1 protein-coding gene is annotated in these 1,523 nt (G+C 56.9%); it reads right to left on the bottom strand.

Annotation, left to right across the window (positions count from 1 at the left end):
* Positions 1-341 precede the first annotated feature (341 nt).
* Positions 342-1,373, bottom strand: a complete 1,032-nt coding sequence (locus AC1D2R_RS32075) for an IS110 family RNA-guided transposase (RefSeq protein ID WP_477973852.1) — start codon at positions 1,371-1,373, stop codon at positions 342-344.
* Positions 1,374-1,523: the final 150 nt, after the last annotated feature.

Genomic DNA, 1,523 nt, shown 5'->3' with positions numbered 1-1,523 from the left:
TCACTGGTGGTTGTCTAATCGCATTCCATCCGTCAAGCTGATTTGAGCATTCGATGTCCTTGCCGGCTTGCGAGATAGGCAACACGGCTGAACTGATTAATTGGATCTGCCCTCTCCGGCCGTGTCCTTCAGAGCTATCCAGTGCTGGGAGCAGGGTTGTCTCCGCGGTCGACAAACGCCGCCGCACAATGGTCTTCGCAGGTGGAATCTTCCTAATGTTCGAGGCGCAGTCTCAACGAGCTGCAGCCACCGTAAGCGGAATGATTCTACCCACGTCCGCAGCAGGGACGCTCAGCGCCCAAAGTTAGGTGGCGCGCTGAGGGACGAAGGCTGAGCGTCTCCTATGCGGTGACGCCAGCCGATGCGTTGAACACTTCTCCCGTCTTGAGCATGCTGTGCATGATGACCGCGAGTTTCCGGGCGACGGCCACCGCAGCCCGCTTGAAGCCAAGTCGCTCGCGTAGCCTAAGTCCCCAACTCTTGAGACTGCTCTCGGTCCTGGCACTGGTTCTCGTCAGCAGCACTGTCGCCGCTTCATAAAGCAGCCCACGTAAACGATTGTCACCCCTTCGCGAGATATGGCCGTCATAATCGACTTCGCCTGATTGATAGCGCCGGGTTGTCAACCCGAGCCACGCGCCAACCGAGCGCGACGTTCGAAAGTTTTCTGGATCTTCAATTGCCGTAACATAGGATACCGCCGTGACGGCGCCGACGCCTGGAATTGTCATCAGTAGCTTTGTAGCTTGGCTCTCGCGCGCCACTATAAGCAACTGGCGACCAAGAACGGCTGCGCGCTTGCGGATATCGTACCACGCCTCCAAAAGCGGCAAGATAATCTTCGCAAGCTCCTCGTTCCCATCCAACAGCTTCCGCACATCCCCATCAAACACACGGCCCGTCCCTTTCGGGATGATCAGACCGAAGGTTTTCATCAGGCCGCGGATTTGATTGCCAAGTTGTGTTGAGATGTTCAGGAGTTGTTCGCGGGCAGCCACCAACGTGCGGACCATCATAGCGTCAAACGACTTGACGGGAACCGCTTTATAAAAGCCTGCTTCGGCGAGTTGAGCTAAACCATCCGCATCGTTGGCATCGGTTTTGTTGAGCGTCTCGTTCAATACCTTTTGCGCGTGCCGCGCCTCTATACATATCGCAGGCACTCCCTCGCCGGTCAGCGCGTGATAGAACCAAGTCGACAGTGGTCCCGTTTCGAATACGACGCGCCGAGCGTGCGGGGCATGCTTGCGGATCATCTCCGCCAGAAGCTTTGGATCTGAAGGGCACTTCCCCCGCCAGATCCGCTTGCCGTCCTCCCGGATCGAAATCGCGGTATCTTTCAATGAAACATCAAGCCCAATATACTGGTTCACGGTTGCCTCCATCCGATGTTTGGGCCCGGTTCCAATCGAGAGCCCGTTTTTCCATCTTATCGGGGGCAACCACCCTCGCCAGCCCAAAAAAGCCAGGGCGATCGCGCCGCGATTACTCCATGTTCGAGAACCGCGGTCCCAAATGAAATG

The organism is Rhizobium sp. P1_C7 (assembly GCF_056406295.1).
This window is presented reverse-complemented; position numbering and strand designations above follow the sequence as displayed.